The 22,079-nt window shown below is 71.9% G+C and carries 14 protein-coding genes; 4 read left to right on the top strand and 10 right to left on the bottom strand.

From position 1 onward, the window contains the following. The 6 genes from ACWFRU_RS14340 to eccD form a co-directional block, all read right to left on the bottom strand. Nucleotides 1-2,095: AAWKG family protein (locus ACWFRU_RS14340; RefSeq protein ID WP_453686715.1), on the bottom strand; the 2,095-nt coding region annotated here is incomplete at its 3' end. A 66-nt stretch (nucleotides 2,096-2,161) separates the two neighbouring features. After that, the gene (locus tag ACWFRU_RS14345) at nucleotides 2,162-2,641 is read right to left on the bottom strand and encodes a type VII secretion system-associated protein (RefSeq protein WP_453686717.1); all 480 of its coding nucleotides are present in this window, start codon (nucleotides 2,639-2,641) and stop codon (nucleotides 2,162-2,164) included. A gap of 95 nt (nucleotides 2,642-2,736) precedes the next feature. Then, on the bottom strand, nucleotides 2,737-3,045 hold the full coding sequence (locus ACWFRU_RS14350; protein ID WP_453449037.1) for a WXG100 family type VII secretion target: 309 nt from the start codon (nucleotides 3,043-3,045) through the stop codon (nucleotides 2,737-2,739). 84 nt (nucleotides 3,046-3,129) lie between these two features. Next, nucleotides 3,130-3,465, bottom strand: coding sequence for a hypothetical protein (locus ACWFRU_RS14355; protein ID WP_453686719.1), 336 nt, complete (start codon nucleotides 3,463-3,465; stop codon nucleotides 3,130-3,132). Nucleotides 3,466-3,959: 494 nt separating this feature from the next. Continuing rightward, nucleotides 3,960-5,528 (bottom strand): type VII secretion protein EccB, encoded by a 1,569-nt coding sequence (eccB, locus tag ACWFRU_RS14360; RefSeq protein WP_453686721.1) that lies wholly within the window; start codon nucleotides 5,526-5,528, stop codon nucleotides 3,960-3,962. A 93-nt stretch (nucleotides 5,529-5,621) separates the two neighbouring features. Then, the gene (gene eccD, locus ACWFRU_RS14365) at nucleotides 5,622-7,028 is read right to left on the bottom strand and encodes a type VII secretion integral membrane protein EccD (RefSeq protein WP_453686723.1); all 1,407 of its coding nucleotides are present in this window, start codon (nucleotides 7,026-7,028) and stop codon (nucleotides 5,622-5,624) included. Between the two features lie 491 nt (nucleotides 7,029-7,519). On the opposite strand from eccD, the gene eccCa reads away from it, so the two are divergent. After that, a complete protein-coding gene (eccCa, locus tag ACWFRU_RS14370) occupies nucleotides 7,520-11,494 on the top strand; it encodes a type VII secretion protein EccCa (RefSeq protein WP_453686725.1) in 3,975 nt (1,324 codons plus the stop codon). A gap of 2 nt (nucleotides 11,495-11,496) precedes the next feature. On the opposite strand, the gene ACWFRU_RS14375 is transcribed toward eccCa, so the two are convergent. The 4 genes from ACWFRU_RS14375 to ACWFRU_RS14390 all read right to left on the bottom strand — a co-directional run bounded on the left by ACWFRU_RS14375 (nucleotide 11,497) and on the right by ACWFRU_RS14390 (nucleotide 18,114). Next, nucleotides 11,497-12,732, bottom strand: a complete 1,236-nt coding sequence (locus ACWFRU_RS14375) for a S8 family serine peptidase (protein ID WP_453686726.1) — start codon at nucleotides 12,730-12,732, stop codon at nucleotides 11,497-11,499. After that, complete coding sequence (locus ACWFRU_RS14380; RefSeq protein ID WP_453686728.1) at nucleotides 12,729-16,046, bottom strand: right-handed parallel beta-helix repeat-containing protein; 3,318 nt, start codon at nucleotides 16,044-16,046, stop codon at nucleotides 12,729-12,731. The genes ACWFRU_RS14375 and ACWFRU_RS14380 overlap by 4 nt, the downstream gene beginning before the upstream one ends. Before the next feature lie 146 nt (nucleotides 16,047-16,192). Continuing rightward, nucleotides 16,193-17,350, bottom strand: coding sequence for a ricin-type beta-trefoil lectin domain protein (locus ACWFRU_RS14385; protein WP_453686730.1), 1,158 nt, complete (start codon nucleotides 17,348-17,350; stop codon nucleotides 16,193-16,195). After that, entirely contained in the window at nucleotides 17,347-18,114 is a 768-nt protein-coding gene (locus tag ACWFRU_RS14390) for a type VII secretion system-associated protein (RefSeq protein WP_453686816.1), read from the bottom strand. The genes ACWFRU_RS14385 and ACWFRU_RS14390 overlap by 4 nt, the downstream gene beginning before the upstream one ends. 534 nt (nucleotides 18,115-18,648) lie before the next feature. Here ACWFRU_RS14390 and ACWFRU_RS14395 point away from each other — a divergent pair. The 3 genes from ACWFRU_RS14395 to ACWFRU_RS14405 all read left to right on the top strand — a co-directional run bounded on the left by ACWFRU_RS14395 (nucleotide 18,649) and on the right by ACWFRU_RS14405 (nucleotide 22,013). Then, complete coding sequence (locus tag ACWFRU_RS14395) at nucleotides 18,649-19,653, top strand: mannose-binding protein (RefSeq protein WP_453686732.1); 1,005 nt, start codon at nucleotides 18,649-18,651, stop codon at nucleotides 19,651-19,653. 138 nt (nucleotides 19,654-19,791) lie between these two features. Further along, nucleotides 19,792-20,271 carry a MarR family winged helix-turn-helix transcriptional regulator gene (locus tag ACWFRU_RS14400; RefSeq protein ID WP_453686734.1) on the top strand — a complete coding sequence of 160 codons (480 nt, stop codon included), beginning with the start codon at nucleotides 19,792-19,794 and terminating at the stop codon, nucleotides 20,269-20,271. A gap of 152 nt (nucleotides 20,272-20,423) precedes the next feature. Next, entirely contained in the window at nucleotides 20,424-22,013 is a 1,590-nt protein-coding gene (locus ACWFRU_RS14405; RefSeq protein WP_453686736.1) for an MFS transporter, read from the top strand. The last annotated feature ends 66 nt before the right edge of the window (nucleotides 22,014-22,079 follow it).

Raw genomic sequence — 22,079 nt, forward strand, 5'->3', positions numbered from 1 at the left:
ACGTCCCGTCCGGGTTCGTGGTGGTGAGCGTCCCGCTGTCCGGGTCGAAGCTGCTCTTGCTGCCGTCCGGGAAGCCGGTGGTGACCTTGTCGTCACCCAGCCGGGTGCTGCCGCCGGTCGGTGTCTTGAGGGGGTTGTTCGCGCCGCCGTTGATCCCGCCGAGCGTGCCCAGGTTCTGGACGGGGGGCACGGCGGCGGGCTGCCGATTCCCGTCGTCGGCAAGGCTGTTCAGGACTCCGGTGTCGCCGAGGCCGTTCCCACCGCCGGTACCGCCACCGGGGCCGTTCAGGTCGCCGAGGCTGCCCAGGTTCTGGGGGAGGACGGGCACGGCGGGCGGCTGCTGCCCCCCGCTCCCGCCGGGGCCGTTCAGACCTTCGGTGCCGCCAGGGTTGTTCAGACCTCCGCTGCCTCCGGGGTTGTTCAGGTCGCCGAGGCTGCCCAGGCTCTCGGTCGGCGGCCTGTTCGGGTTGTCCTGGTTTCCCGGATTCAGCAAGTCGTCGAGGTTGAGCTTCTCGCCGTTGCCCCCGCCAGGACCGTTGAGGTTGCCGAGGCTGTCCTGAAGGGCCTTTCCGTTGGCCTTGGCCGCGGCCTCGGCCTCCGCGCGCGCCTTGTCCGCCGCAGCCTTGTCCTCCGCACGTTGCTTCTCCGCGTCCGCGCGCAGCTTGTCCGCGTACGCCTTGTCCTCCGCACGCTGGTCGTTCGCCTCGTCGCGCATCTCGTCCGCGTACGCCTTGTCCTCCGCGCGCTGCTTGGCCGCGTCGTCGGCCGCCTTCTTCGCGGCCGCGGCGGCGTCCGCCGCCGCCTTGTCGGCTGCGGCCTGCGCGTCCTCCGCCTTCTTGTCGGCGTAGTCCTGCGAAGCCGTGCTGGTCGTCTTCGGCTTGGGGACGTTGTCCGAGAAATCCTTGCTGAGGTCGATGAAGGCGTTGTTCAGGCGGGCCTGCACCTTGGCGGCTTCCTCGCCCAGGTACTTGTCGACGCCCTGGGACCAGATCTCGACCGCCTTGTCGCCGACCTTTGCCCAGGTGGCGGCGTCGGTGAGGTCGCCGTACTCGTGCACCTGAGTGAAGTCGCCGCGCGGGGCGTGCGTGTAGGTGACGTAGTAAGGGCCCGTAGCCTCGATGTCCGTCCTGCTGACGTTGTTCTCGTTCACCCACGTGGCGAGGTCGTCCAGGACATAGCGCAGTACCTGATGCGGGTCGTAGTGCGGGGAGTTGGCCCACTTCAGCCACGCGGCGAGCAGATCCCTCGCGGCGTCCTCCAGATGCTTGCGGCCCTGTGCGAGCGCACGTGAGTACACCGTGCCCTCGGTGCTTGTCCCGCCGTCGCCGATCGCGGAGTTGAAGGTCTCTACGTAGTTGTCGTAGTTCTCGCGGATCTTCCCGATCAGGTTGCGGAAGACGTCCGCCGCCTCGCCCTTCCAGCTCGCGTCGTCCGCGCCGAAACGGTCCTCCCACTCCTTCAGGAGCGGCGCCTGGTCCTTGAAGAACTTCGCGGCGTAGTCGAAGGACCTCCCGGTGTCGTCGAAGGACTTCAGGACCACGGCGTCGTTGCCCGGAACGCCCAGCTCGCTGAACTTGGTGCCGTCCGTGCTGCCGTCCAGCAAAGCCATCAGCGCCGCCCGCGGCCCGTTCATGTAACGGGCGAGCGGCCGGCTGTCCATCTTGTCCTTGTTGTAGTCCGTGAACTCGTTGCCCGTCCGGACATCCGCGTCGTTCACGTTGTCGGAGCCCGCGGAGGCGAAAATGACCTCATCGCCGGACTTCACGCGGCCCTCGAAGACGATCCGGGCCTGCTTGACGACCGTCCTGTCGCCCTTGTCGAAGAACCAGATGTCGTAGTCGTCGTCCGCGTTCATCGCGAAGCCGGTGGAGTCCTCGACCGCCTGCTTGATGCCCCTCTCACGGAAATCCATCCGGAAGAGCTTGCCGCCCTTGTCGGAGCGGAGCGTGTCGAAGAGGGTGGCGCGGTCCGGCACCGGGTAGCCGGTGATGTGCGTGACCAGGGCGGCCCATGTGTCGGTCGGCATCTCCTTGGCGTCGGCGACATACCCGAGGTGCTCGTCGTGCTTGCCGTCAATGCCTTTGTCTTCCGCCACCGGGCGCCCTTCCTGATCTGTCGTCGTCCGGGCGGTCGTGGCCCGGCTGCTGCGCGCGGCTCGGACTCAGGAGTCGTCGTCCGAGCTGTCGCTGCCGCCACTGCTCCCGGCGGTGAGCGTGTCGACGTCTTCGAAGCTCTGCAGCAGCGTCTTCGCGTCGATCGCGTCCAGGTTCTTGTCCTTGGTCTTGCCGGCCTCGTCGATGGTGTCGGTGAGCGCTTCCTTCAGCTCCTTGAAGAGCTCGATCTGGTCACCGAGGAGTTTGTCGAGGGCCGTGGCCGCGGTGGTGACGCCCTCGACCAGCTTCGGTCCCGAGACCAGGGGCCCCGTGACCATCTTGCCGATGCGCAGAAGCTGCTGGTTCTGCTCGAGGTTGCTCTCGGTGACGTGCCCGTCGAGGAGCTCGCCGAGCGTGCGGACGTCGGCCTTCGAGCCGTCCTCGCGGTGCGTCTTCGCCAGCTTGTACACCTCCTGTACCTCGTTGTCGCGGAAGTTCTCCATCTCCTTGAGGTTGAAGTGCCTGACGTCGGCTTTCTCACCAGCCATGGGACGTTCTCCTGCTGCTCGGCGCCGGTCGTGTGCACGGGACGGTCCGGCGGCCGCCCTGTGCGCGGGCGGCCGCCGGACCGGTGGGCGAGGGCCTAGCGGGCCCGCACGCCACCCCAGTTGTCGGCGCTCTTGCGCTCGTCACGGGAGTGGTTGTCGTGGATGGAGCGGATCAGCTCGCCGTTGTCGCCGAGGAGCCGGGCCATGTTCTTGGTGGCCTGGTCCCACTCCGCCTGGACCTCGCGGTACTTCTCCTGGTCCGCACCCTCCCAGGAGGTGACGAGCGGCTTCAGCTCGTCCTCGAGGTTGTTGAGGGTGTTGATGATCAGCTGGGTCTGCTCCATCAATTCCTCGATGGCTTGCTGGACCTTGGGGTATTGCAGGTCGATGATGCCTTCGGCCATGACGTCTCCTCTCGAAGTCCGGGCGGGGGCCCGGGAAGCTCACGAAGTCCGGCCGCGCGGCTGGGGCCGGTACCGCGGTGGGGGTCAGCTCAGTGCTTCGAAGACACCCTGGCTGGTCTTGCTGTTCAGGACCTCGGTCAGGTCCTGGTTCTCCTGCGCCAGGCGGTTGGCGGAGGTCACGTTCTCCTGGAGCGCGTCGACCATCGTGCTGATCTGGACGACGACCTTCTGCGCCTCGGTGTTCCAGCTGCGGAAGAGCTTCAGGAGTGCCTGGCCCTCGTCGCCGCCGACACCCGAACGCGCGGCGATCTCAGCGACGTTGTTCTGCACCTTCTCGACCTGGTCCCGGGCCGTCTCCAGGGAGGAGACGCCTCCCAGACCCTTGGCATAATCCGCTTTCCTTGCGCCGCTGTCCGGCATGACGCGCTCCTTTCGTTCAGGCGCGTTCATCGCACCGTTGTTGCTGAGGCTAGAGAGAACCCAGTGTTCCGCGCAACGCGAGCGGCGAAGATCCGAGAGTCGGCCGACCATTTGAATTCAGCCGTGTGGCAACGGAGTTGTCCACAGATTGCAGCGGGATGAACAGCCGCACCGGAGCGTACGGAGTGCAGCGATGCGGGACTCCGGCGGGTCGTTCCGTGAAACGGGCGGAAAGCGGGCACACGAAGTGGCCGAACGGGCAAGGGGAAAGCCTTGTTTCCGGCCTTGCCCACGGAATTCCGCCACCGGTCACGCCGGAAATATCTGAGCTTCCGCTGAGCTTTGCCCGCGTATCCCGGCACCCCTGAAGCCAGGCGCCGCCTTCACCTAGTCCGCACCAGCCGGGCCGCATTCGGTCCAGATTTTCCCCGCGATCGTCCCCATTTCTTTTCTTCGGCACACTATGGGCGCCTTGCCGGAATCCGCATGGTGTGTCAACTGCTCGATGCGGTATCGGTCTTGTCCGCGCCGTCACGCTCACCGCCCTTCTCCGGCCGTTCGGCGGTACCGCACGCCGGAGCCGTCACCTTCGGCTTCGCGGCGCCGGACGCGGCGGCGGAATCGAGGTCGGCACCGGTCGGCAGGGCCGCGAGCAGCGGTGCCGGGACCGAGCCGATGTCCCCGGCCCCGTAACCGAGGGCGGCCAGCGCGTTCTTGTCCGGGACGCGGTACTTCACACCGTTCTCCGCGACCAGGTAGGTGGTCCCGCCGTGCGCGGCGCCGCTCGCGTGCAGGGCCCTGACCAGGGCGCCTCGACCGGGTCGTACGACGGTGGCATCGGTCGGGACGCAGGCCGGGCTCAGCGGCCGCGCGGTGCCGTCCGGCACCGCGACCGGGGCGAGTTGGGTCAGCGGGACGAGCACGGAACGGATCCGGGCGCCGCCGTCACCGCCGTCCACCTGGGCGCACAGTGCGCTGCCGCGCGCCGCGGTCTGCGGGGCAGGCGGCGCGTCCGGGAGCTCAGTGGAGGCGGGGCCCGGATTCTTCGCCCGGTGTTCGCGCAGCACGGCCGCGCCGACCGTGCGCACCTCGGGGGACTCCCCCTGGTAGGCGTCCTTCTGGGTGGCCGGGTCGCCGAGTACCAGGGCGGCACCGAGCCGGGTCAGCGGCACCGTGCCGTCCTTGCGCAGCAGGTGGTAGGTGCCACCGCCGCCGGGCACGCTGACCTTGAAGACCTGGCCGATCCGGCTGGCCTCGCCGCCGAGTTCGGGGCCCTTCTCGCCGCGGCCGGGCACGTCGGGCGGGCTCAGGGCGGGGCCGGGTGCCAGTGCGTCCAGGAAGGCCGCGGAGACCGGCATGGGCTCCTTGGAGCCGTAGCCGAGCGCGTTGCGGGCGTCGGATGCGCGGTCGAGGGCCAGCCTGCTGCCCCGCCACACCAGGTACTCGGTTCCGTCCGGGCCGCGTACGAGGACCCCGCGGTCGCTGCCGACACCTTGGGATTCCAGTGGCGCCCCGGTCACGATGCTGGTGGCCCCCGGCTTGTTCACGCCGGTGTCCGTCACGGCGCCGGTGGTGTCGGGCAGCGCACCGCCGGCCCCGGTGACGCACATGTGCCAGGCGCCGGAGTCGAGTTCCCCGGGCCCTGGCACGGTGTCGGGCAGGCCGGGTATGCCGACGGCGGTGCCCACCGGGACGTCCTTCAGGGAGGCGGTGCGGACGTCGACGGCCGCCAGGTCGGAGCCTCCGATCAGCCGCGCCGACGCGTAGTTGCGCACCGGGTGCAGGACGCCGTCCGTGTCGGTCCACAGGTAGCGGGCGCCGGTGTCGCTGTTGACCACCAGGTGCTTGCCGTCGCGCCAGGCGTCGTTGCCGCCGGGGCGCAGCAGGCCGTAGACGACGGTGCCCGCGCCGATCAGGACGGTCACCAGCACGCCGAAGATCACGCCTCGCGTCGTGCGTCCGAGGGGGCTCTCCGGGGCGTCGGGGTCGGCCGTGAGCAGGCCCGAACTGAGTCTGCCCATCATGAAACTGTGGGCGTGTACCTGGTCTCGTTTGGACTGCACGGCCTCTCCTACGACTCCTTGTCCATGTCCGGCGGGCGGGCTCCCTGTCCCGGCGGGCGGGTGCCCGTGGGGCTTCCAGGTGGGCGGGTCTGTTCAGCCGAACAGGCCGCGCAGCCAGCCGAAGAGCCCCGCGACCCAGCAACTGAGCGGCAGCAGCGCCACCGCGAAGAGGGTGTGCGCCAGTTCCGCCGTACGCCCCCAGTACGGCAGCATCCGGCGTCCCGGCACCGTCCAGGCCGCGACGACGAGTCCGGCGGCTGCGGCGAACAGCACCGCGAAGACCACCAGACGGCCGTCGGCGTCGCCGTCGATCGCCCAGGCGCGGGCGAGCAGCAGCAGTCCCCAGACGCCGGGCACGGCCAGGGTCAGCCGCTGGCCGATGTGGACGAGACCGCGGCAGTGCAGGAGCAGCAGCAGGCTCAGGACGAGGGAGGTGAGGACCGCGGGCAGGCCGGGGCGGTGGGTGAGAACCATCAGGGCGGCCGCGGCGATGGTGCCGGTGGCGGCGAACAGTGCGGTGACCCAGCGGCCGGCCAGCTCGGTGCGCTGGGCGACCTCGTCGCCGGCGTAGGGATCGATGCCCTCTTGGAGCTGGGCGGCGGTGGAGGGCAGCGGGGGCAGTCGCAGGCCGGCCAGCTTGAAGGCGAAGGGGGCCACCGCTCCGGCGGCGAGCGTGACGAACGCCGCCACCAGGGCCACCGCGGCCGGGGCGCCGAGGCTGCTGTAGCCCATCAGGGCGCCGGCGATCGCGGTCGCCACCGACACCAGGGCGGTGGCCAGGAGGGCCGGGGCGCCGACCGCGGTGGCGGCCAGCGCGAGGACCGCGCCGCCCGCGCCCGCCGCGCCCGCGGCCAGCAGCCGTGCTCCCGTGACCTGCACCGCGTCCGGGCCGCTCAGCTCGCCGCCGGGCAGCAGCCAGCCGGCCAGGGCCAGGCAGGGGGCGACAAGGAGGCCGAGCGCGGTCGCGGAGAGGCGGTCGCCGACCGCGCGGCTCGCCGATCCCGCGCCCGCGAGCAGCAGCAGCCCGGCCACGGCCGCGCAGGCGGCCCGCAGGGAACCGGAGTCGCCGACCCCGGGCCAGAGCACCAGGAGGAGGGCGGCCGCCACGGTCGCCACCGCGGTGCCCACCAGGAGTCCGCGGGCCGCTCCGGCATGCCAGGTGTGCAGCTTCCGGCCCGCGGTGTCGGCTATCCCGTCCACCAGGTCGTCGAGGCGCGCCTCGGGCAGCGCCTCGGTGTGAGGGCGCAGGTAGAGCACCTCTCCGTCGGCGAGCCCGGCGCGGGCAAGGGTGGCCTCCTCGTCGAGCGGGGCGTCGCCGAGCCGCTGCAGCACCCAGCCGGCGTGGTCGAGGCCCGCCTCCTCGGCCTCCTCGCCGACATAGCGCAGCAGCGTGGGCAGGAGGTCGGCGACCGGCACATCGGCGGGCACGGCCAGATCGACGGACACGCTCGGCGCACGTACGGTCAGGCGGCACAGTTCGGCCACCGCACTGTCGGTCATCAGCTGAACTCTCGTCTTCCGTGGAGGCTTTACCGGGAGGACTTCCCCGGGAGTGAGGACGCGCGAATAGTACGGAAGACCCGCGCGGCCGGGAACGCCGTTGCCGGACAGGCGAATTGTGTCCGCGCGAACCGCGAACGCCTGCTCGCATGGACAGGGCACGTTCCGTGAATGCAGACTACTGCCTACGCCCACCGGGCCGTGCTGCGGTCCGGGCGCATCGTCCGGAAGGGACCGGAAGAGAGTTGCCCATCAAGGGAGTTGTCCCTCCCCGTTGTCCGTCACGGAAGTTGCCTCTCCCCCGCTATCCTCCCGAACCATTCACCCGGCGTTCACCGCGCCATGCGGGTCCCGGAGAATCAGCGTGGTGCGGTCTTTCCGTCACCGAGTGCCGCGGTATTCGCTGCGGGCCTGAAAGCCAGTAAAAGCGGAGGTTCTGTTCCTTGAGTGTGGTGCTGTTTCGCCGTCCGGCCCGCCGACGCGGACCGGAGATGCCCGAGGGACAATTGACCCTTCAGGAACCGCCGGTCCTCGCCGAGACGGTTCCGGACACCTCGGCCATATGGACTTATCTCCCCATGGCGCTCATGTCCGTGTCGATGATGCTGATGTTCCTGCGCCCCGGCGGAGGCAACGGCGTCTTCATGTACCTGGCGATGGGCGTCATGGCGCTCTCCGCCGGCGCCATGCTCCTCGGACAGCTCATGCGCCGCTCCAGCGAGCGCAAGCAGCGCCTGAAGGGCGAACGCCGCGACTATCTCCGCTATTTGGCCCAGACCCGCAAGCGCGTCCGGGCCACGATCACCGAGCAGCAGCGCGCGCTGGCCTGGCGCCACCCGGAGCCCGCCTCACTGCGCTCCCTGGCCCGCACCTCGCGGCTGTGGGAACGCCGCCCGGCCGACGAGGACTTCGGCGAGATCCGGCTCGCGGTCGGCGAACAGCAGCTCGCGCTCGCCCTCAACCCGGTCTCCACTCGCCCGGTGGAGGACCTCGAACCCCTCTGCGCACACGCCCTGCGCCGCTTCATCCGCGCCTACTCGACGATCCCGGGACAACCCCTCGGGCTCTACCTGCGTTCTTCCGCAAGGGTCCTGCTCCGTGCCGAGGGTGCCGCTGAGGAGAGCGCCGAACAGACCGGGGGGACCGAAGAGGTACGCGCCCTGGTCCGCGCCATGCTCGGCCAACTCGCGGTGTTCCACGCGCCCGAGGAGCTGTGGATCGCCTTCTGCGTCAGCGACGAGCGCCGCCCCGGCTGGGAGTGGGCCAAGTGGCTGCCGCACACCCTGCACCCCTACGAGGAGGACGGCGCGGGACAGGTCCGCCGCATCACCGCCGACCTCACCGAGCTCGACGACCTGCTGGGGGCCGAGTTCGCCGAACGCCCCGGCTTCGACCCCGACGCCCGCCCCGGCCGTGACGAGCCCTATACGGTCGTCGTCCTGGACGGCGTCACCGTCCCCGAAGGCCACCGCTGGGCGGGCCACGGCTACCGCAACGCCCTGATCCTGGACGTCTCCGGAGCACTGCGCTGGCGCCCCGGCCGCAACACGCTGCGGCTGACCGCCGGGCCCGACCAGGTGAGCCTGGTACGCACCGACCGCAGCCGCAAGGAGCGTTCCGTCCCTCTGGGCCGGCCCGACCAGCTCGGCCCGCACGGCGCCGAGTCACTGGCCCGGCTGCTCACCAGCCGCCGCATCAGCCTGGGCAGCGACATCGCGCAGCCGCTGGACTCCGACGTCGAGCTGACCACCCTGCTCGGCATCCCCGACCTGCACCGGCACGACCCGCAGGCCTTCTTCGACCGCAACACCGGCTCCGCCCGCCTCCGGGTGCCCATCGCCGTCGGCGTGGACGGCCGCCCGGTGGAACTGGACATCAAGGAGTCCGCGCAGGGCGGCATGGGCCCGCACGGCATGCTCATCGGCGCCACCGGCTCCGGCAAGAGCGAGCTGCTGCGCACGCTGGTCCTGGGCCTGGCCCTGACCAACTCCTCCGAGACCCTCAACTTCATCCTGGTCGACTTCAAGGGGGGTGCCACCTTCCTCGGCCTCGAGGAACTTCCCCACACCTCCGCCGTCATCACCAACCTCGCCGACGAGGTCGCCCTGGTGGAACGCATGCAGGACGCGTTGCACGGTGAACTCATACGCCGCCAGGAACTGCTGCGCTCGGCCGGCAACTACACCTCCGCCCTGGAGTACGAGCGGGCCCGTGCCGGCGGCGCCGACCTCGCCCCGCTGCCCAGCCTGTTCGTGGTGGTCGACGAGTTCAGCGAGCTGCTGTCCGCGCACCGGGAGTTCATGGACCTGTTCGTGATGATCGGCCGCCTCGGGCGCTCCCTCGGTGTCCACCTGCTGCTGGCCTCGCAGCGCCTGGACGAAGGCCGCATGCACCAACTGGAGAGCCACCTCTCGTACCGCATCGGTCTGCGCACCTTCTCGGCGATGGAGAGCCGGGGCGTTCTCGGTGTGCCGGACGCCTACCAGTTGCCGGCCCAGCCCGGCAGCGGCTTCCTGAAGTCCGGTGTGGAGGCCCTGACCCGCTTCCGCGCCGCCTACTCCTCCGGCACCTACGCGCGCCGCACCGGAGCGGTCGTACAGGCTCGCGTCGCCAGCCAGGTGGTGCCCTGGACCAGCGGCTGGGTGGTGCCGCGCACCCTGGAGGCGGCGCCCGACCCGGAGCCGGAGACCGAGGAGAACGGCCCCGAGGAGACCCTGCTCGATGTCGCCCTGGACCGGCTGCGCGACGCCGGTCCGGCCGCCCACCGGGTGTGGCTGCCGCCGCTCGCCGAGCCCGCGCCCCTCGATGCCCTGCTTTCCGGCGTCGTCCCCGACCCCGAGCGCGGACTGACCGCGGACTGCTGGCCCGGCACCGGCAAACTGCGCGTCCCGGTCGGCCTGGTGGACAAGCCCTTCGAGCAGCGCCGCGACCCACTGGTCGTGGACCTGTCCGGGGCCGGCGGCCATGTGGCCATCGCGGGCGGTTCGCAGAGCGGCAAGTCCACCCTGGCCCGTACGCTGATCGGCGCCCTGGCCCTGGCGCACACCCCGGCCGAGGTCCAGTTCTACTGCCTGGACTTCGGCGGCGGCGGACTCTCGCAGCTCGCCGGGCTCCCCCATGTCGGCGGGGTCGCCGCGCGGCTCAACCCGGAGCGCGTGTACCGGGCCGTCGCCGAGGTGATGACACTGCTGGCCCGCCGCGAGCAGTTCTTCGTCGACCACACTCTGGACTCCATGCAGTCCTACCGGCGGCGCCGGGCCGCCGGGGAGTTCCCCGACGAGCCCTTCGGCGACGTGTTCATGGTCGTCGACGGCTGGTCCACGGTCCGTCAGGACTACGACGACCTGATCCCCAAGTTCAACGAACTGGCCGCCCGCGGCCTCAACTACGGCATCCACCTGCTCATCACCACCACCCGCTGGGTGGAACTCTCCGCCCAGGTCCGCGACCAGGCCGCCACCCGCCTGGAACTGCGGATGGGCGATCCGATGGACTCCGAGATCGACACCCGCAAGGCGCGTTCGGTGCCGCGCAGCGGCGGTCGCGGCATCACCGCGGACAGCAAGATGCACTTCCTGGCCGGGCTGCCCCGCGTCGACGGGAGCGGCTCCCTGGAGGATCTCGGCGACGGCGTCGCCCATCTGGTCGCCGAGGTCGCCCGGCACTGGCCGGGCTCTGCCGCCCCGCAGGTACGGATGCTGCCGCACCGCCTGCCGCTGGCCGAACTCCCCGCGCCCGAGGCCACCGAGGGCGGCGGCATGCGCCTGCCGCTCGGCATCGACCAGGACGCCCTGGAGCCGGTCTGGCACGACTTCAGCCGCACCCCGCACCTGATCGTGGTCGGTGACACCGAGAGCGGCAAGACCAATATGCTGCGGCGCGTCACGGCCGGCATCACCGCCCGCTACGCACCCAACGAGGCGAAGATCATCGCGGTGGACTACCGGCGCACCCTCGTCGACACCATCCCCGAGGAGTACCGCATCGGGCATGTGATCTCCCTGGACAACCTCAAGGAGACCGTCGACGGCGCGGCCCGCGCGATCAAGACCCGTGTCCCGGGCGCCGACATCGCCCCCGGCCGTATGCGCCAGTGCGACTGGTGGACGGGACCTCGTCTGTTCATCCTGGTCGACGACTACGACATGGTCTCGGGCAACTCCTTCCAGAGTCCCTTCGAGCCCCTCTTCGAGCATCTGACCCTGGGCTTCGAGACGGGTCTGCACCTCATCGTGGCCCGCAGCGCCATGGGCGCGGGACGCGGTCTCAGCGACGCGCTCATGCGCCGCCTCGACGAGGCCAACAACCCCGCCGTCCTGCTGTCCTGCCCGCCCACCGAGGGCCGCCTGTTCGGCAACGCGAAACCCCGCAACCTGCCTCCGGGCCGTGCCCTGCACATCGCCCGGCGCCGTGAGCGTCTGATGCAGACGGCGCTGGCGGAGGAGGCTGCGGGCCAGAGCAGCTGAGCTCAGTCCCCGGCCGATCCGCCCGCTCCCGCCGGGCGCCAGCCCCTTCCGCGTGCCCGGGGCAGCGCGAACGCGCCCCAGAGGACGGAGAGTACGGCGGCGGTGCTCAGCAGCACGAAGAGGGTGGCACGGCCGGACGCGCGGTCCGCCGCGGAGGTGTCGCGCACGGTCACGGCGCCCGCGGCGTGCTCGGCGCCGGTGGAGTCACCGGCGCCGCCCAGGACCGTGGTGACGGCGGCGTAGGCATCCAGCTGGGGCATGTCCGCCGGGTAGGCGGTGGCGGTCAGGCGGCGCACGACTTCGTCGGGCTTCTCGCCGGGGTGGGCGGCGCGGACCACCGCGGCGGCTCCGGCGGCCTGGGCGGCGGCCACCGAGGCTCCGGCGCCGAGATAGTGACCGTCGCCGCGCGGGCCGCCGGAGACCACACCGGCTCCGGGGGCGGCCAGGTCGATGCCGTCGGTGGGCAACGCCCCGTCCGGGCGGACGCCGGCGGGGAGCATGTCGGCCACCGAGAGGACGCCGGGTTCGCCGGCCGGCCAGTAGGTGCGCGAGGGGACCTCCCCGGTGCCGCGCCCGGTCGGGTCCGGGGTGGCTGCCGCGACGACCACGGCGCCCGCACGGCGGGCATCGGCGACAGCGCGGGTCAGCGCCTTGTCGCGGCGCGGCAGGGCCACGGAGATCGCGATGACTCCGGCGCGGGCAGCGGTCGCCTCGCGCACCGCCCGTACGACCAGGTCGGCGTCGGCCTGCCCGCGTGGGCCGGTGCCGCGCAGGGCCAGGATCTTCGCGCCGGGGGCGACTCCGGCCAGGCGCGGGCTCTCCCCGCCGTTCCCGGCGATGAGCCCGGCCAGGAACGTGCCGTGACCCACGCAGTCGTCACCGGCCGCGCCCGCAGCGGTGACCCGGCCCTTGAGCCCGGCGGCGTCGGGGGCGACACCCGTGCCGATCAGGGCGACGGTCACGCCCGCACCGGTGCCGTACTTGTGCAACCGGTCCAGGTCGAGGCGCTGGCGCGACCAGTCCTGTTTCCCCGCCTGATCACGCGAGGCCGGGGTGCAGGACGCGTTCGCGGCGTCCGGGTCGAGCGCGGAGGGCATGCCGGGCAGTTCCTGGCTCTTCTTCCCGTCGGCGGCCGGCGGCCGCGAGAAGGGGGCTGCCGGGGCGGCCGGGGCGGACACGGTCAGGAGCAGCGCGGCGGCGAGACCCGCGCCGGTCACCACGCGGGCGGACGGCTTCATCGGGGGGCCGCCTTCGGTGCCGCGGACACGACGTCGGCGGGGACCAGGATGCGCAGGTCGTCCAGGGTGGGCGCGGCCAGCGAACTGAGCCGTCCCGCCTGGCGCGTGACCATCGACTCGACCACCTGGCGGGCCAGGCGCGCGTTGCCGAAGGAGCGGTCCCGTGGCAGCGAGTCGAAGTACTCCCGGAGCAGCGGGCCGGTGCCGGGACCGCACTCGTAACCCATGGCCGCGGCCTGCGCGCGCACGATGGTGACCAGCTCTTCGGAGGAGTAGTCGCTGAAGCCGATCCGGCGCGGGAAGCGGGAGGAGAGGCCGGGGTTGGAGGCGAGGAAGCGCTCCATCTCGTCGGTGTAGCCGGCGACGATGACCACCACCTCGTCGCGGTGGTCCTCCATCAGCTTGAGCAGGGTGTCCACCGCCTCCTGGCCGAAGTCGGCGCCGCCGCCGGCCGGGGTGAGGGTGTAGGCCTCGTCGATGAAGAGCACACCGCCTCGGGCCCGTTCGAAGACTTCCCGGGTCAGCTGGGCGGTGTGGCCGATGTAGCGGCCGACCAGGTCGGCGCGGGCCGCTTCGATCAGCTGGCCCCGGTCGAGAATGCCCAGCTGGGTCAGGATCTCCCCGTAGAGGCGGGCGACGGTGGTCTTGCCGGTGCCGGGCGGCCCGGTGAAGACCAGGTGATTGCTGAGCGAGGGCACCGGGAGCCCGGCGGCGGCCCGGTGGCGGGCGGTGGTGATGAGGTTGACCAGGTCCGCGACTTCGCGCTTCACCTCGGCCAGGCCGACCATGTCACCCAGGCGCGTCAGCGGGTCAGCGACTGGGGCCGCCGTCCCGGCGCCCTTGGCCGCGGCGGCGACGGAGACGTCCTCGGGCAGCAGCAGCCGCAGGTCGCTCTCGCTGACCTGCGGCTGAGTGGCGAGCCGTACCGCCTGTCTGTCCACCATCTCCTCGAACACCCCGCGCGCCGCACGGCCGTTGCCGAAGCCGGCGTCGCGCGGCATCGCCTCGAAGTGTGCGGCCAGCGCATCGGCGGTGCCCTCACCCAGCTCGTACTGGTGCTGGGAGCACATGTTGCCCATGATCGCGACCAGTTCGGGTACCGAGTAGTTCTCGAACTCGACGGTCCGCGAAAACCGGGATGCCAGGCCCGGGTTGGAGCCGAGGAAGGCGTCCATCTCGCGGGAGTAGCCGGCCGCGACCACCACCACGTCGTCGCGGTGGTCCTCCATCAGCTTGAGCAGGGTGTCCACCGCCTCGCGGCCGAAGTCGGCCCCGCCGTTGCCGCTGTCCGCGGTCAGTGTGTACGCCTCGTCGACGAACAGCACACCGCCGAGGGCGCGCTGGAAGGTCTCGGTGGTCTTGATGGCGGTGCCGCCGACGACCTGGGCGACCAGATCGGCGCGCGAGACCTCCACCAGGTGCCCGCTGCGCAGCGAGCCCAGTTCGGCCAGGATCGCCCCGTAGAGGCGCGCGACGGTGGTCTTGCCGGTGCCGGGCGGCCCGGCGAAGATCAGGTGCCGGCTCATCGGCGGCGCCGACATGCCGAGCCGCTCGCGCCGCTGGGCGAGCTGGGTCAGGTTGACCAGGGTGCCCACCTGCTGCTTGACGTTCTCCAGGCCGATCAGCGCGTTCAGGGCGCCGAGCGGGCCGTCCTCGCGGTCCGGCGGCGGGGCGTCCCCCGCGCCGGAGCCCGCCGGATCGGTGTTCTCCGCGCTGCCGCTCCCCCAGGCGTCCCGCTTGCCGTTGCCGACGCTGCTGAGGCCCTCCACGGCGAGGCGTTCGCCGGGCGCGGTCTGCACCAGGCCGCCGCCCGCGTTCTCCCGGGCGAGGCAGTTGACCAGGGAGACCGGCGCGGTGGACTCCACCCGGAAACCGTCCTGTTCGCCGCCGGAGACCTCGCAGCCGCTGAGCGAGGCAAGGGCACCCTCGCGGAGCAGGAACCCGTGGCCCTTGGGGGCGTGCACCGTGGTGCGGTTGGCGGTCAGCTCGCCGCCCGCGGCCACGACCACCCCTTCCTCGCCGGATATCTCCACGCGGAAGTCGCGGACGGTGACGTTGCCGCCGTCCTCCACGAGCAGGCCGCCGGTGGCCGTGTCCGAGACGCCGCCGCCGGCCAGGTAGAGGGTGCTGCCGGAGGCCACGCGGACGCCCGCGCCCTTCGGCCGGACGATCTCGCAGTCCTCGGCGCGGCCGCGGGCGTCCTTGACGGCCGCGATGCCGTCGCCGGCGGGCTCCACCAGACGGGCCCTGCGCAGCAGCGGGTTGGCTCCGCTGCGTACCGCGATGGCGGGCGAGCCGCCGATCACCTCGAGGCGGTCGAGTTCGGGCGCCGAGTCCTCCTCCAGGAGCAGCGCGGTCCCGTCGCTGCCACGGACCGTCAAGCCGGTCAGCGCCGGGGAGGCACCCCCGGCGACCCGCAGCGCCGCACCCTGAGCGCCGTCCACCCAGCAGTCCTCGAAGGTGCCGCGCGCCCGGTCGGTGACGAGCACCCCATGGCCGCGGGTGCGCGAGACCCGGCAGCGGCGCAGGACCGGGTCACTGCCCCCGGCCAGCGCGATCCCGTTGCCGGACGCGCCGGTGACGCGGACGTCCTCAAGGGTCGTACGGCCCGCGCTGCTCAGGTGCACGCCGGTGCTGGTGTCGTGCACCACGGTGCGCACCACGGTCAGGGCGGAGTTCTCCTCCAGGGCGATGGAGGGCTTGTCGGTGGAGGAGAAGTCGCAGTCCTCGACGGTGCCGCGGGCCTCGCCGTTGGCGAGCAGGCCGTTGCCGCGGGCGCCGCGCACCGTGCAGCCGCGCACCCGCGCGTCGCCCTCCTCCGCGATGACCAGGCCGCTGGTGCCCAGGTGTTCGAAGCTGCAGGATTCCACGGTGGTGGGCGTGGTCGACGTGACCACGACGCCCGCGCCCTGCGGGTTGCTCACCCGGCACTCCCGCAACGCCAGGGAGCCGGTGCCCCCGGCCAGCATCGCGGTCCACGCGGCGCCGACGACCTCGCAGCCGTCGAGCGCGGCCTGCCCGCGCCGCACGTCCACGGCCGGCAGCTCGGCGTCCCCGCCGCGCAGGGTCAGTTCGGAGAGCATCACGGCGTCGGCGCGCAGCGCGAGCACACTGCCCGAGCGCGGCCGGATCTCCACGGTGCCCCGCCCCTCGGCGGCGGCGAGGGTGACCCGGGTGTGTATCACGAGGTTCTCCGCGTACATACCGGGCCGCACGCTGATGAGCGCGCCGGTCCGGGCGGCAGCGAGTGCCTCACCGATCGTCCGGTAGCGGTCCTGGCTTTCCGGACCGACCGTCAGTACCTGGCGCGACACGCACCAACCTCCTTGCCATGGCGGCCTCTGCAACGGGGCGCCCCTCACCCGGGGACGCATGTCGGCGAGCCGACGGTGCCATCATGCCTCGCCCTCGACGACGGGCGGGCGCCGGGAGTGGTGTGCTCCCGCTGCGGGGCGTCCGGTCAGACGCTCCACTTCTGGTTGTCCCTGCCGGTGCAGCCCCACAGCTCCAGAGGAGCGCGGTTGTCGCGGTTGCTGCCGTTGATGTCGACGCACTTGCCGACCACGGTGTTGACCAGGTCGTGGCTGGCGTTGAGCGCGAACTTCTGGGCGTCGGCGCCGTTGCACCAGGCGATCTGAATGGCCGTCCGGTCGCTGAAGTTCGCGTTGGCGACGTCCAGGCACTTGCCCTGGATGCGGATGGTGCCGTCGGAGGCGAACTGGAACTTCTGCGCCGGGGCGCCGTTGCAGTCCCACATGTGCAGCTGCTTGCCGTCGCTGAAGTCGCTTCCCGGTACGTCGATGCAGCGGCCCGAGAGGTGGCTGCGGAAGGAGACGGGCGCACTGAGAGTCAGGCCGGGGCCGGCCTTCTTGGGCGTGTCCTCCTCTCCGTCGGACTTCTTCTCGCTGGGCTGCTTCTCCGTCCGGGTCGTCTTGCCGGCGTTTTTCGACTTGTCCTTCTCGCCGTCGTCCTTCGCCGGGGCGGACGCGGCGGCTTCCTTCGCCGGCTTCTTCGGCTTCTCGGACTCGCCGGCCTTCTTCTCGTCGCCCTCGGAGCCGGTGTCGGGCGCGGTCTGCGCGAACTCGCCGGGTCCCTCCTGCTCGTCGCCGCCGAGGACGGTGCCCGCCGACGCGGACGTCTTGCGGTCCTTGTCGTCGTCACCGCCGAGCGTCAGCAACGGCACCGACACGAGCAGCGCCCCGGCGACCGCGGCCCCGGCGAGCACCGCCCTGCCCGGCCGGCCCACCGGTCCGGTCCGCTGCTGCGGCTTGCCGATAGCGGTCGCGGACACGGTCCGTACGAGCGCGGGCAGCCGGCTCTTGGCCGCGGTCGCGGCGCCGGGGTCGGCCTCGGGCTCCGCAGCGGGTTCGGCGCCGCTCCCGGCGGCGGATTCTTCGTCGGGCCCGGTGGCGGATTCTCCGTCGGGCCCGGTGGCGCTCTCGCCCTGCCCGGCCGTCTCCTCGGAGTTGGCGGCCTCGGCAACGGTTTCGGCCTCCGCCTCGGTCCCGGCTGCGGGCTTCGGCGCGACGGCGGTGGCCGCCGCGGTCGTCGTCCCCTCGCCGTCGCAACCGGTCTCGGCCCCCTGGGGGGTGCGGGGCTGCTGGGCCGAACTCGTCACGAGGAGGTCCTCCCTGTGGTGTGGGGTCGTGGCTCAGGGGAGTCCGCGGCGTCCGCGGCGTCCGCGGCGCGCGTCTCCTCGGTCGTCGGCCTGCCGACTGGACCGAGAAGACTGTCCGCGGGTACGAGCAAGGGGGCCGCGGCCCCGGCGTTGACGGACAGCCAAGTTCCCGAACCGCTCAGCGAACGGGCCAGCTGCCGCGCCGGGAGCATGTCATGCACAAGTGCCGCGGACATGAACTCATGTGCCGGTGAGGTGAACACGAGGATCACCGGGGCTCCGTCCCGTCCTGCCGCCGTGAGCGGGCCGCCGTCCGGTCCGCGCGGCACCGTGACCTCGGCTGCGGCGAGCGCCGAAAGGGCCTCGTCCACCGAGCCGTAACCGGTGGCGGCCCGCTGCGCCGCCGCGTCCACCGGGTCGGTGGGCTCCGGCCAGCCGAGCACTCCGGCCGAGGGCCGGTACGCGGGATTGGCGCGGTAGTCCCCCACGCCGCCGTTCTCGTCGGACCGCCATTCCCCGAGCACCGCCCACTCCGGTGGTGTCCGTTCGTCGGTCCACTCCGGGTCGACGACGCCGATCCAGTGTCCCGGCGCCTGGCGGGCGGCGGCTCGCACGGCCTCGGGTATCTCCGGTGTGACGGTGGCTTCGGGGGCCCCGGGCGTCTCGTCCGCGGATGACGCGGGGGCGGCGGCCGGACCCGGCACGTGGGACGTGACGGGGTCGACGGCGTCACGCCTGCCCTCTTGCCGTTCTCCGGGCCGCATCTTCACCTGAACTCTTCGGTCCGTACGCATCGTTGGGCGCCGGACAACAGGCGAGCACGCCGACACTGATCACGTCCGGAGTCAACAGAGTGCCACACACGTCTCTCCGGTTGGGTGCCGGGGAAGATCCGTTTCGACCTCGGACGTGACCGTTTGATGCCCGAGTGGAGAACTTTCCGGGAGCAGTGAGGCGCAAGTGGACAAAGCGGAGGGGCAGTTGTGATGCGAGGTGCAGTCGTGGGCCCTGTGACGGGCTAAGTTGGACAACGCTGTCGGCCCCGCCGACGTGCAGTGCGTTCCGGCCGGGCGACCTGGCCAGGGCCGTACGGGAAGACCTCGCAGCCCGGAGGCGTCGGACCGGCCTGCGGCCGCCACCGCGGCTGACCACGCGACGACCGGCATCAAGTACCGAGCCCTAACAGCTCATTCCGACGCGACCCCCGCCCACACCCGCGTGGTGCCCGGCGCCCGCCCGGCCCGGCCGCCACGCAGGCCCGTCCTCACCCCGACAGCTCCGCCACCGAGGAGTACCGCATGTCCCCCCAGCACCGCACCCCCGGCGCGAACGCGGAGACGGCCGCCACCCCCGCAGAAGAGTCCGGCCGGTCGGCCCCGCCCTCCGCCCCGGACAACGAGGCAGCCGCCACCCCGCCCGGCGCAGAGGCCGCCCCCGAGGCCCCGGAGGCGAAGACCGCCGCCCCTGCCCCTGCCCCTGCCCCGGACAAAAACGCCGCCCCCGAGGCCCCGGCCGCGCCCACGACGACCGAGGGCACCAAGGCTCCCGGAGAGCGCGTCGCCGTGGCGGCGGCTGCCGGTGCCGCACCGCCCGGCGTCAAGTCCGCCACCGGTGTCGACAGGGGACGCCCCCGCAAGCCGGTCCTGGCGGGGGCCGCCATCGCCGGTGCCGCCCTGATCGCGATACCCCTGCTGCTGGCCGGAAGCGCCAGGGACGACGGGCCCCCGGACAACGACAAGGAGCTGTCCGCGGGCGACACCGTGCTGAACCCGGGTTCCGGCCCCGCGGACCTCTACGACTACAAGGCCAAGAAGCCCAGTTCGTCGCCGTCCGAGAAGAAGCCGAAGAAGGCCGAGAAGCCAAAGGCCGCGGCACCCAAGGCTGTCGTGTCCGCCCCGCAGCCGAGCCCGAGCAAGTCGCCCGAGAAGAAGGAGTCCAAGCCCAAGCCCGAGCCGAAGCCCAAGGCGGCCCCGAAGCCGGACTGGAGCACCGAGACCGTCACGGCGCCCAGCGTCCTTGAGGTCAAGCAGGCGTGGACCACCAACCGCATCCGCATGGTCATGCAGACCGACGGCAACCTGGTCGTCTACAACGAGAAGGGCAAGCCGATCTGGGCAGCCATGACGTTCGGCGAGAACCACCGGGCAATCTTCCAGCCGGACGGCAACCTCGTCATCCACAACGGCGACGACCGCCCCATCTGGGCCTCCAAGAGCCACGGCCACGAGGGCGCCCGGCTGGTCCTGCGGGCCGACGGCAAGGTGGTCATCGTGCACAACGGCCGGGTCATCTGGTCCACCTGACATCACCGCCCGCCCGGTGACCACAGCCCGGAGGACGAAGGGGCGCCGCGCGGCCCACGCCTCGCCGGACATGGTGACCTCCGTCTCGCAAAACAACATCTTTGGACATACCTATAAGGAGAGAGGTACTCTCCCCGTATGCCCGATTCCAGCGCGTCCGCTCAGGACCTCGACCGTGTGGCCTCAGCGCTCGCGGCGAGCCTGCCCGCGCTGAACCGTGCCCTCGACCGGCACGTGGGCCGCGACTTCGCGCGCCCCAAGCCCCCGGAGGCCCAGCTCGCGCTGCTGCGTCTGGTGGCGCAGGAGGAAGGCGTCACCGTCCGTGAGGCCGCCGACGCGCTGCTGATGCGGCCGAACAACGTCAGCGCCCTGGTCTCCCAGCTCACCGAGCAGGGGCTGCTGGAACGGCGGCAGGACGCGGGCGACAAGCGGATCGCGCATCTGCATCTGACCTCCCTCGCCCAGGGAGAACTCGCCGAGGTCCGCCGCCTTGAGGGCGAACACCTCGCCCGCGCCCTGCAGTTCCTCACCCAGGGCGAGCGCGATGCCCTGGGCTCGGCCCTGGGCGCGCTCAACTCGCTGACGCGCCGGCTGCACGCGGCGCCCTCGGCGGAGTAGACCCTCACGCCCCCGTTACGGGGGTGTCCTCGGCCCGCGCCCCACGCCGCGCAGGGCTGGCTCTACGCAGGCCCCGGCAGCACAACGACGCCGACGACGCCGTCTGCGCGCGCTCTCCCCTTCGTACCTCTCACCACAGACAAGGCACGTTCATGCCGTCCACCACCGTGGATCACTCCCCCCTGCCCGTCTCCTCCCCACCGGAGGCCGGCAGGCGCGCCAACCCCTGGCTGACGCTCATCGCCGTGGCCTTCGGGCTCTTCATGGTCCAGCTCGACGCCTCCGTCGTCGCCATCGCGAACCCGGAGATCGGCCGCGCCCTCAGCGCGTCCACCGCGGACCTCCAATGGGTCACCAACGCCTACCTGCTCGCCCTGGCCGCCTCCCTCATCCTGGGCGGCAAGCTCGGCGACCGGTTCGGGCGCCGCACGTTCTACATGGTCGGCGTCGTCGGATTCACGCTCGCCTCGGTCGCCATCGGTCTCTCCGGCTCCGTCGAGGGCGTCATCGCCTTCCGCGCCGTGCAGGGATTCTTCGGCGGCCTGCTGATGCCCAACACCCTGGGCCTGCTGCGCACGGCCTTCCCGCCGCGCAAGTTCGGTATGGCGGTGGGCATTTGGGCCATGGTCTCGGCGGTGTCGACCGCGCTCGGGCCGATCGTGGGCGGGCTGCTCCTGGAGAACGTCTCCTGGGAGTCCGTCTTCTACATCAACGCCCCCATCGGCGTGATCGCCCTGGTCGTCAGCGCCGCCGTACTGCCGCGGAGCAGGAGCGGGAGCACGGACACCGCCGGGTCCCAGCGCTTCGACGTTCTCGGGGTCGTCCTGCTGGCCGTCGCGCTGCTGTGCGTGGTCTTCGGCGTCGTCAAGGGTGAGACCTGGGGCTGGGCGTCGGCAGGGACGCTTGGGTTCGCCGGCGCCGGCGTGCTGCTCCTCGGAATCTTCGGCTGGTACGAGAACCGCGTCTCGCAGCCGCTCCTTCCGATGCGGCTCTTCCGCAGCCGGGCGCTGACCACCGGCACGGTCATCACCGCCCTGAACTTCTTCGTCATGCTCGGCGTGATCTTCTTCGTGATGCTGTACCTGCAGAACGTGCGCGGCTTCTCGCCGGTCGAGGCCGGCGTGCGCACCCTGCCGCTCAGCCTGGCCTCCCTGGTGGCCTCACCGCTGGGCGCCGCGCTCACCGCGCGGTTCGGGCCGCGCCTGACGATGCCGCTCGGCATGCTGCTTCAGGCCGCCGCCGCCTTCGGCATGCTCACCTGGGACACCGGCTCGTCGTACACCACGATGTGGCCGCCGTTCATCGCGCTGGGACTCGGCGTCGGCATGGTCCTTTCCGCGTCGTCCGACGCCATCGTCGGTCAGGCCCCCGTCCAGGACGCGGGCGTGGCCGGCGGGCTGCAGGCCACCGCCCTGCAGATCGGCGGCGCGCTCGGCACCTCCGCCCTCGTCTCGCTCATCAGCAGCCGGGTCGGCTCGACACTGACCGGTGAACTGACCGACGCGGGTGTCCCGGGGCCCATGGCGGCCGGGCTCCACAAGGCCGAGGACGCGGTGGCGATGGGCGCCACCCCGGTCTCGGCCGACATGCCCGCGCAGCTGAGGGCGGCGGTCGTGGAGGGCAGCGGTCAGGCGTTCATGAACGGCGTGCACACCGCCGTGACCGTGACCGGGGTGCTGTGTCTGCTGGGCGCCGTCGGCGCGGCGGCCGGTCTGCGGCGCACCTCTGCCGCGCGGCACTAGGAACCAGCGGCCACGGAAAAGGGCGCCGGGCCGGAGGGACAACTCCCTCCGGCCCGGCGCCCTTTC

It is taken from the genome of Streptomyces sp. NPDC055099, assembly GCF_053607685.1.